This is a genomic window from Amycolatopsis sp. NPDC004169, assembly GCF_040610315.1.
Taxonomy (GTDB): domain Bacteria; phylum Actinomycetota; class Actinomycetes; order Mycobacteriales; family Pseudonocardiaceae; genus Amycolatopsis.
Map to the genome: position 1 here is coordinate 20023 of NZ_JBEXMD010000074.1, position 9999 is coordinate 30021.

Genomic DNA, 9999 nt, shown 5'->3' on the forward strand with positions numbered 1-9999 from the left:
CGGGGTCGAGTAGGCTCGGCCGGGGCCGCGTGAACCTGGAGTGTGATGAGCGTCGGGGAAGAGGCCGGCCACCGGGCCGTGTTTCCCGGGACCAGCAGGATGGCCGCCCGGATGCGGGACTTCGACTGGGCGTCGTCCCCGCTCGGTGAGCCCGTGGGCTGGCCGGTCAGCCTGACGACGGCGGTGCGGATCTGCCTGACCTCCCGGTTCCCGATGATCGTCTGGTGGGGGCCGGAGCTGCGGTTCCTCTACAACGACGCGTACCTCCCGCTGCTGGGCACCAAGCACCCGGCACTGGACAAGCCGGGTGCGGACGTCTGGGCCGAGATCTGGCACATCATCGGCCCGATGCTGGACAGCGTGATGTCCACCGGCGAGGCGACCTGGTCGGAGGACCTGCTGCTGCCGATGAACCGGCACGGCTACTGGGAAGAGACCTACTGGACGTACTCCTACAGCCCGGTGCACGACGACGAAGGCGCCGTGCGGGCGGTGTTCACCGCGGTCTCCGACACGACCGAGCGGGTGATCGGCGCCCGGCGGCTGGCGACGCTGCGCGAGCTCAGCGCCCAGGCCGGCCGCGCCCGGAACGTCGGCGAAGCCTGCGAGCTGGTCGCCGGGGTGCTGGGCCGGGCCGGTGCCGACGTCCCGTACGCGGCGATCCACATCCGGGAGGACGACGGGGCTCTCACGTGCACGGCCGTCACCGCCGGCGGCGAGAGCGCGGGTGACGCGGCCACCTGGCCGCTCGCGGACGTGCTCGCCGACGGGGCACCGCGGACGGTGTCCGGCGACGCGCTCGGCGAGCTGCCGTCCGGCGGCTGGTCCACCCCGCCGACCGAGGCGGTGGTGCTGCCGCTGCCCGGTGACGCCGGCGACGCCGCGACCGGCGTGATCGTGCTGGCGGCGAGCGCCGGGCGGGCGCTCGACGAGTCCTACCGGACGTTCCTCGGGCTGGTCGCCCAGCAGACGACGGCGCTGGTCAACGGCGCGATCGCCTACCAGGTCCAGCAGCGGCGCGCCGAGGAGCTGGCCGCGCTGGACGCCGCGAAGACCACGTTCTTCGCCAACGTCAGCCACGAGTTCCGGACGCCGCTCACGCTGATCCTGGGTCCGGTCGCCGAGCTGCGGGAGGCCCTGGAGGGCGCCGGCGAGCGGGTGCGGGAGGAAGTCGACGTCATCCAGCGCAACGCGTTGCGGCTGGGCCGGCTGGTGAACAACCTGCTCGACTTCTCCCGGATCGAAGCCGGCCGGATGCAGGCGCGCTTCGAGCCGGTGGACCTCGGGACGTTCACCGCGGAGCTGGCGAGCGTCTTCCGCGCCGCCGTCGAACGGGCCGGACTGGCGTTCGAGGTCGACTGCCCCCCGTCGGACGAGCCGGTGCACGTCGACCGCGGGATGTGGGAGAAGGTCGTCTTCAACCTGCTCTCCAACGCGGTCAAGTTCACCTTCGACGGCGCGATCCGGGTGCGGAGCACCGTCGAAGACGGGCACGCGGTGATCGCCGTGTCCGACACCGGGATCGGGATCGACGCCGCCGAGCTGCCGCGGCTGTTCGAGCGGTTCCACCGGATCCCGACCGCGCGGGCGCGGTCGAACGAGGGCAGCGGCATCGGCCTGGCGCTGGTGCGCGAACTGGTCGGCATGCACGGCGGCACCGTCACCGTGGACAGCACGCCGGGCACCGGGACGACGTTCCGGGTGCGGGTGCCGCTGGGCGCGCACCACCTGCCCGCCGAGCACGTCGTCGACGTGCCCACGACCGGCGGGGCCACCGCGGAGTCGGCGGAACCGTACGTGCAGGAGGCGCTGCGCTGGCTGCCGGACGCCGGCGAGGCCGACCGGCCCGCGCCCGCCGCGGCCGCGGGTGCCCGCGTCCTGGTCGCCGACGACAACGCCGACATGCGCGACTACCTCGTCCGGCTGCTGCGCGAGGACTACGCGGTGATCGCGGTGCGCGACGGCGTCGAGGCGTTCGCCGCCGCCTGCGCCGAGCCGCCCGAACTGATCATCAGCGACGTCATGATGCCCCGGCTCGACGGCCTCGGCCTGCTCGCCGAGCTGCGCGGCGACCCGCGCACCGCCGCCGTGCCGGTGCTGCTGCTGTCGGCGCGGGCCGGGCAGGAAGCCGCCGTTGACGGGCTGGCCGCCGGGGCCGACGACTACCTCGTGAAGCCGTTCTCGGCGCAGGAGCTGCTCGCTCGTGTCCACACCACCGTCCGGCTGGCGCGGCTGCGGACCCAGCACACCCGGTGGCGTGCGGCGATGATCGAGTCGCTGCAGGAGGGCTTCTTCGTCTGCGACGCCGAGGGACAGGTCGTCGAGATCAACGCCGCGTTCACCGAGCTGCTGGGCTTCGGCACGGGCGGGCTGCCCTACGCCCCGCCGTTCCCGTGGTGGCCGGACCGCGACGCCGACGCCGACGCCCACCGCCAGGTCGCCGAGGCGTCCGAGCGCGCGTGGGACGAGCCGGCCGGCAGCCTGGTCCTGCCGATGCGGCACAAGGACGGCCACCGGGTGTGGATCGCGATCGCCTACACCCGGCTGCACGACGACGAGGGCCGCCGCCGGGTGGTCGGCACGATCCGCGACGTCACGGCCGAGCGCTACGCCGTGCAGCGCGAAACCGCGCTCGCGTCGATGAACCAGCGCCTCACCGGGATCAGCGGGGCACCCGAGGTGCTGCGGACCGCGCTGAAGCTGCTGCGCGAGCTGTGGGACGCCCAGCGCGTCCTGGCGGTGACCTGGCCGCGGGACGGCGAACCGGAGGTCGCGTCCACCGACCCGGCCGATCCGAAGTGGACGGACCTCTCCGCGCCGTTGCGCGCGGGCCTCGACCACGTCCGTGCGCTCCCGGCGCTGCACGCGGCCCCGGCAGGCAGCGGCGCGGGCACCACCGTCGACCACCCCGGCGGCCGGCTGACGCTGTGGGTCGAGCCCCCGGCGGGCCGCCCCCTCGGCACCGAAGACCGGACGCTGCTGGCGCTGCTGGCCGGAACGCTCGCGCACGCACTGGGCCGCGCCCACCGCGACGACCAGCAGCGCGAGGTCGCGCTCGCGCTGCAACGCTCGATCCTCGGCCCGGCCTTGCTGCCCGACGGCTTCGCGGTGCGGTACGAGCCCGCGACCCCGCCGCTGGAGGTCGGCGGTGACTGGTACGACGTCGTCCCGCTGGCCGGCGAACGGATCGGCATCGTCGTCGGCGACTGCGTCGGCCGGGGCCTCGCCGCGGCCGCGGTGATGGGCCAGTTGCGCAGCGCCTGCCGCGCGCTGCTGCTGGAGACCGGCAGCCCGGCAGCCACGCTCGCCGCGCTCGACCGCTTCGCCTGGCGGCTGCCGGGCGCGGTGTGCACCACGGTCTTCTGCGGCGTCCTCGAACCGGCGGCAGGCACGCTCACCTACAGCAGCGCCGGGCACCTGCCGGCCTCGCTGGTGCACCGCAACGGCACGGCGGAGTTCCTGCAGGACGCGGGCAGCGTGCCGCTGGCCGTCCGCGTCGCGGCACCGCGCCCGGAGGCCAAGGCGGTCGTGCCGATCGGCTCGCTGCTGATGCTCTACACCGACGGGCTGGTGGAGCGCCGCCGCGAATCGCTCGACGACGGCATGGACCGCGCGATGACCGTCGCCCACGACACGCGCGACGCCGAACTCGGCGACGTCGCCGCCGCCCTGATGGACCGGCTCCGGCCCGCGGAGGGCTACGAGGACGACGTCGCGCTGCTGCTCTACCGCCGCTCGGTCCCCGCGCTGGACTTCGAGTTCCCCGCGCACGCGGACCACCTGGCCTCGACCCGGCACTGGCTGCGGGCGTGGCTGGCCAACGCCGAGCTGGACGCGGACCTCGCCCAGGACGTGCTCGTCGCGGCGGGCGAGGCCTGCGCCAACGCCGTCGAGCACGCCTACGGCGAGGACGGCGGCGCGACCGCTCACCTGGCGGCCCGGCTCACCGGCGGGCACCTGGTCGTCACCGTGACCGACCAGGGCCGCTGGAAGCAGCCACCGCCGGACAACCACGTGCTGCGCGGCCGCGGCGTGCCGATGATGGAAGCGCTGGCCGACGCGGTCGCCTTCCGGCACGATTCGGCCGGGACCACCGTCACGCTGGAATGGAGGATCGGCTCGTGACGACGGCACTCACGCTGCTCAGCGGCCCGGGCGACGACGGCGACCGGGTGCTGACCGTCACCGGTGAGATCGACATGAGCAACGCCGCGGAGTTCGGCGCGGCACTGGACCACGAGCTGGCGGCGGGGCCTGCCGTCACCGTGGACCTCACCCGGGTGACCTACCTCGACAGTGCCGGTGTCGCGGTGCTGTTCGACCGGGCGGGCGACCACGACCTGCGCTTGCTCGCGCCCCGGCTGCTGGAGCGGGTGCTGCGCGTGTCCGGCCTCACCCAGGTGGCGAAGGTCGTGCTCCGCTGAACGGTTGACCGCCGCGCCACGGGGTACGCATCTCTCAGCGACGGCGGTCGGGTGGGTTGTGCTGCCCTCCGTCGCCAGGTGGCTCCGGCGCCCAACCCACGACGTTCAGCAGCGAGCGCCGGGCCGGTGTCACCGCCCTCTCCGAAATCCCGGTGTTGCGGAACGCGCGTCGAACGCGAGTAAAGTTCTGCCGTTCCGTTGAAGCAGCAGCGGTTCGGCGCGAACCGCAGCCGTCCGGGACGGAGATGACGCGAGTGACCGGTGAGCCGATCCTGCCCGAGCACCTCGACGAGCTGACCGCCGCGATGGCGGACCTCACGGGCGCCCTGGAAGCCGAACCAGCCGAAGCGGAGATCCTCGACGCCGTCTGCGCCGAGGCGGTCCGCGCCATCCCCGGCGCCGACATGGCGAGCATCACCGCGATCCGCGACGGCGAGCCGACGACCGCGGCCGCCACGGACGAGCGCGCGGTCGAGATCGACCGCGCCCAGTACGCGGCCGGCGCCGGTCCCTGCCTGGAGGCCGCCGACACCGGCGAAATCGTCCGGGTGCCGCTGGCCACGGCGGGCGCGACGTGGCCGGAGTTCACCGCACGGGCGGTGGACCTCGGCGTCGGCAGCTACCTCGCCGCGCCCCTGCGCGTCGACGAACACCTGTCCGGGGCGCTCAACTTGTTCGGCTACGGCGACCACGGGTTCGCGGAGACCGACTCGCGGCTCCTGCAGCTCTACACCACGGTCGTCTCGTTCGGGTTGCGCACGACCCGGCGCTACCACCGGGCCCGCCGGCGCGCGGTCGAACTCGAAGCGGCGATGCGGTCGCGGGCGGTGATCGAGCAGGCCAAGGGCATCCTGATGGCCGTGCACCGGATCAGCGCCGACGACGCGATGAAGCGGCTGGTCACGGAGTCGCAGCGGACCAACGTGAAGCTCCGGGACATCGCCACCCGGTTCGTCGAAGAACTGTCCTCTTCGGAGTCCCTCTGAACCTCAGGCGGTGCGCCGGGCCGGGAACGGCCAGGTGAGCGTGATGACCGTGCCGCCGTCGGTGGTCCGCAGGTCGAGGCCGTCGACGAGGGCCTGGATCAGGCGCAGCCCGCGGCCGCCGTCCGCGCGCTCGGCCAGCGTGGCCCAGCGGCCCTGGTCGGCGACGGTGATGATCAGCACGTCCTGGTCGATGCGGGCGCGGACGTCGATCAGCCCCGGCCGCCCGTGGTAGGCGTGGTCGAGCACGTTGGCCATCGCTTCCCAGCAGGCCAGCACGACGTCGTCGGCCTCCCGCCCGACCTCGTCACCGGCCCGCCGGCGCAACCACGACACCAGGTGCCGGCGCAGGCTTGGCAGGGTCCGTGGCGAAACCGTGCCGCGGTACCGCCATCCGTCCGATCCCAGCTCTTCCACGTTCACCTCCTCGGGGGACATCAGGTTTGCTACCCACGGGTTCGGATTCTCAATCACCGGTAATGCCCTGCGGGCACCATTCGGCCCTGGTGCGTCCCGGTCCGCCGTGATCGGATGGGCGGATGATTCGGTCGACGTCGTCCGTGGTGCTGTGCGCGGTGCTGGCCGCGACGCTCCTGCCCGCCCCCAGCGCAACCGCGGCCACCACGGCGGCGCCGGGTGCCGTCTCCCACTTCGGCCTGGCCCGCAAGGACTGCCTGGGCACCGCGCGGAACACCGAGAGCAAGGCCTGGTTCACCGTGGCGAACGGTGTGCTGTCCGACGTCTACGCGCCGGTGATCGACAATACGAACGTCGAAACGCTGCAGTTCGCCGTCACCGACGGCCGCACGTTCACCGACCTGCAGGCGCGCGACATGACCTACACCGTCCGCACCAGCGCGGGCGGGATGGCCTGCGAGGTGACGTCGACCCCGCGCAGCGGCAGGTACCGGCTCGTCACCGAGTACCTGGCCGACCCCGCGCGCACCGGCGTGCTCATCCGCACCCGGCTGGAGCCGCTGCGGGACTCCGGCCGTGACCTCCAGGTGTACGTGCGGTTCGACGCGAGCATCAACGGCAACGGCGGGGGCGGCCCGGCGAACGGCGGCGGGGACACGGCCACCGTCGACGCGGCGACGTCCGCGCTGGTCAGCGCCGACACGAACACGGTGTCCAGCGCGCCGGCCCGCGACTACGGCACCCCGCTGGCCGCCGCGCTGCGCGCCGACCGGCGGTTCCTCGGCACGTCCAGCGGGTTCGCCGGCACCAGCGGCGACGGGCTCGCCCAGCTCGACCGCGACCACCGGCTGACCGACCGGACCACGTCGGCGGCGAACGGCAACGTCGTGCAGACCGCGCAGCTGGACCTGCAGCCGCGCCGCCCGGCCGTGCTCGCGCTCGGCTTCGGCGCGGACGCCAGGGCCGCCGTCGCGACGGCCGGTGCGAGCCTGCGCACGCCGTTCGAGGCGAGCTACCGCCGGTACGCGCGGGAGTGGCGTGACTACGACAACGGGCTGATCCCCGTGCGGGGCAAGGACTCCGACTCCTACTACCAGTCGGTCAACGTGCTGAAGGCCAGTGAGGACAAGACTTTCCCGGGCGCGGTGGTCGCGTCGCTCGGCAGCCCCTGGGGCCAGGCGGTGTCCGCAGGCGACGCACCCGGCGGCAAGCCGGTCTACTTCGGCTCCTACCGGGAGATCTTCGCCCGCGACCTCTACGAAAGCTTCTCCGGGCTGTTGGCGGCCGGCGACCGCGAGACGGCCCGGGCGAGCGTCCGGTGGCTGTTCGGCCGGCAGCAGCAGCCGGACGGCCGGTTCCCGCGCAACTCGATGCTCAACGGCAAGAAGGCGCCCGACTCCGGCGGTGACCAGCTCGACGAGAGCGCGTACCCGATCCTGATGGCGCTGCAGGCCGGCCTGGACCGCGACCGCACGCTCTACACCGGCCACATCCGCGCGGCCGCGGACTTCGTCGTCGCGCACGGGCCGGCGTTCGGCTCGGAGCGCTGGGAGGAACAGGGCGGCTACTCCCCCTCGACGATCGCCGCGGAGATCGCCGGGCTGGTCGCGGCGGGCGTGATCGCCGAGCGCAACGGCGACCCCGCGCGCGCGAACGTCTACCGCGCCACCGCCGACCACTTCCAGCGCAGCATCAAGGGCTGGACGGTGACGCAGAACGGCCCGTACGGCGGCCGGTACTTCCTGCGGCTGACGAAGAACGGCGACCCGAACTCGGAGTGGTTCTACAACCTGGGCAACGGCTCGGTCGACGCCGACCAGCGCGCGGTCGTCGACGCCGGCTTCCTCGAGCTGACGCGCCTTGGCGTGCTGCCCGCGAACGACCCGGACGTCACCGCGTCCCTCGCCGTGGTGGACCGCGTGATCAAGCGGGACACCCCGGCCGGGCCGGGCTGGTACCGCTACGGGACGTCGGCGCCGGGCAGCGAGGACGGCTACGGCGACTGCTACGAGCCGGACCCGACGAACTGCGGGCCCACGGGTGCACCCTGGCCGTCGACGAACACCGGGTCGGGCCACCTGTGGCCGGTCCTGGCCGGCGAGCGCGGCGAGCAGGCCGTCCAGACCGGCGACCGGGCGGGCGCGGCGGCCCTGCTGGGCGCGATGCGGGCCCAGACGAACGGGACCGGCCTGATCCCCGAGCAGGTCTGGGAGAACCCGGCGCTGCCCGCGGCACCGTACGGCTCGGACCCGCGAACGGCGTCGATCGGCTTCACCCCGGGCCAGTCGGTCGGCTCGGTGGCCCCGCTCAGCTGGGCGCAGTCCCAGTCGGTCCGGCTGGCCAGGGCCCTCGACGACGGCCGGCTGCCCGAGCAGCCCGCCGAGGTCCGCGCCCGGTACGTCACGCACGCACCGCCCGCGGCCCTGCCGGTGACCCTCGACGCGCCCGCCTCGGTCTCCACCGCGACCGCCGAGGTCACCGGCACGGCACCCGCCGGCAGCCGTGTCGACCTCGCGGTTTCGGCAACGGACGCGGGCACGACGACGGTGCTTTCGACCCGCGCTTCGGCGGCGGGCACGTTCACCGCGACGGTACCGACCCCCTTGGGCGCGAACGTCGTCACGGCGACCGCAACGGGCGCCGGGACGGGCTACGCGCAGAAGACGATCAGCTCGGACTTCGTGACCGGAACGGTGCTCCTGGACACCACGGACCCGGACGGCGACGACAACGGCCCGGGGACGTACACGTACCCGACGGCGGGCGACTTCCACGCGGGAGCGTTCGACCTGCAGCGGTTCCAGGTCATCGACGCGGGCACCAACCTCGTGTTCCGCGCCCAGGTCCGCGACCTGACCCCGACGTTCGGCTCACCGCTGGGAGCCCAGCTCCTGACGATCTACGCCCACGACCCGGCCGCGACGACGACGTCGACGGCGGCGCCCTTCCCGACCCGGGCGTACACGATCGCCCCGCAGGACGCGTGGAGCAGGCGCATCGAGGTCCAGGGCTTCGCCGACCCGGCGCTGGTCGACGCGTCGGGGGCCTCGCTGGCCACGCCGTCGGTGCAGGCGTCGCAGGCCACGCGGTACATCACGGTCAGCGTGGCGAAGGCGGCGTTCGGCACGCCGGGACCGGGCTGGACGTTCGCGGTGGTCCTGACCGGCCAGGACGGCAATTCCCCCGACCAGGCCCGCCCGTTCACCCCGACGGCGGGCCAGTACACCTTCGGCCTCTGCCCGGCGGGCGGAACGTCCCCGATCTGCGCCGCGGACCCGGCAACGGCACCCAAGGCGTTCGACGTCCTGACACCGTCCGGAGTGGACCAGAAACCGGAGCTGGACCCGACCCGCGGGCCGGTGGCGGTCCGTGGCGTGCCGCTGGGCTGAGCTGGCAGGGTGGGGTGATGATCGACGAATTCGCGAAGGAGTACCTGCACGGCGACCTGCGCGAGGTCCGCGAAGAGCTGGTCGGGAAGCTCGACGGGCCGTCCGAGTACGACATCCGCCGTCCACTCACGGCGAGCGGGACGAACCTGCTGGGCCTGGTCAAGCACCTGAGCTTGACCGAGGCGAGGTACTTCGGCGACGTCTTCGGCCGCCCGTACCCGGAGCCGCTCCCCCGCTGGGACGACCTCGAGGTCCGCGGCCGGGACATGTGGGCAACGGAGAACGAGACCCGAGCGGAGATCATCGCCGGCTACCGCCGGGCCTGGGCACACGCGGACGCGACGATCGCGGCGCTGCCCGTGGACGCACCGGGCCACGTACCGTGGTGGCCCCGCCCGAACGTGATGCTGTTCAACGTCCTGGTCCACGTACTGACCGAGACGAACCGCCACGCAGGCCACGCGGACATCCTCCGCGAGAGCCTGGACGGCACCTCGGCATCGGAGGCCCACCGGACGCCGGAGTTCTGGAGGTCCCGCCACGCCGAGGTGGAGAGGGCGGCCCAGGCAGCACGCGAAGCATCCACGGTGGACTAGCCAAAGCCACCCACGAACCGGCGGCCGATCCCACCCACCACCCCGGCGGCCATACCCCACCCACCAACCCGGCGGCCGAACCCCACGCGCGAACCGACAGCCAAACCCCACCCTGCATCCCGATCCGAAGCCCCAACACGGCCGGCGGCACCGGGTCAAGGCATCTTTCCCGCCTTGACCCGGTGCCGCC

At 73.6% G+C, this 9999-nt stretch carries 6 protein-coding genes; 5 read left to right on the forward strand and 1 reads right to left on the reverse strand.

Annotated elements, in window-relative coordinates; all coding sequences use genetic code 11:
• The first annotated feature begins 45 nt into the window (after window positions 1-45).
• The 3 genes from ABZX11_RS46590 (at window position 46) to ABZX11_RS46600 (ending at window position 5410) form a co-directional block, all read left to right on the forward strand.
• On the forward strand, window positions 46-4125 hold the full coding sequence (locus ABZX11_RS46590) for a SpoIIE family protein phosphatase (protein WP_354925281.1): 4080 nt from the start codon (window positions 46-48) through the stop codon (window positions 4123-4125).
• Window positions 4122-4424 (forward strand): STAS domain-containing protein, encoded by a 303-nt coding sequence (locus tag ABZX11_RS46595; RefSeq protein WP_354925283.1) that lies wholly within the window; start codon window positions 4122-4124, stop codon window positions 4422-4424. Before ABZX11_RS46590 ends, ABZX11_RS46595 begins: the two co-directional genes overlap by 4 nt.
• A 254-nt stretch (window positions 4425-4678) precedes the next feature.
• The gene (locus ABZX11_RS46600; protein WP_354925289.1) at window positions 4679-5410 is read left to right on the forward strand and encodes a GAF and ANTAR domain-containing protein; all 732 of its coding nucleotides are present in this window, start codon (window positions 4679-4681) and stop codon (window positions 5408-5410) included.
• Between the two features lie 3 nt (window positions 5411-5413).
• Here ABZX11_RS46600 and ABZX11_RS46605 read toward each other — a convergent pair whose 3' ends face one another.
• Window positions 5414-5824 carry an ATP-binding protein gene (locus ABZX11_RS46605; protein ID WP_176171178.1) on the reverse strand — a complete coding sequence of 137 codons (411 nt, stop codon included), beginning with the start codon at window positions 5822-5824 and terminating at the stop codon, window positions 5414-5416.
• A gap of 122 nt (window positions 5825-5946) precedes the next feature.
• Here ABZX11_RS46605 and ABZX11_RS46610 point away from each other — a divergent pair, with 122 nt between their 5' ends.
• Both ABZX11_RS46610 and ABZX11_RS46615 read left to right on the forward strand, forming a co-directional pair.
• Window positions 5947-9213 (forward strand): glucodextranase DOMON-like domain-containing protein, encoded by a 3267-nt coding sequence (locus ABZX11_RS46610; RefSeq protein ID WP_354925285.1) that lies wholly within the window; start codon window positions 5947-5949, stop codon window positions 9211-9213.
• A 17-nt stretch (window positions 9214-9230) separates the two neighbouring features.
• The gene (locus tag ABZX11_RS46615; protein ID WP_354925287.1) at window positions 9231-9809 is read left to right on the forward strand and encodes a DinB family protein; all 579 of its coding nucleotides are present in this window, start codon (window positions 9231-9233) and stop codon (window positions 9807-9809) included.
• Window positions 9810-9999 lie beyond the last annotated feature (190 nt).

What these genes read in the sequence shown, in the direction of transcription:
- ABZX11_RS46590 (WP_354925281.1), top strand. Translation starts at nt 46, where the DNA reads ATGAGCGTCGGGGAAGAGGCCGGCCACCGGGCCGTGTTTCCCGGGACC.
- ABZX11_RS46610 (WP_354925285.1), top strand. Translation starts at nt 5,947, where the DNA reads ATGATTCGGTCGACGTCGTCCGTGGTGCTGTGCGCGGTGCTGGCCGCG.
- ABZX11_RS46615 (WP_354925287.1), top strand. Translation starts at nt 9,231, where the DNA reads ATGATCGACGAATTCGCGAAGGAGTACCTGCACGGCGACCTGCGCGAG.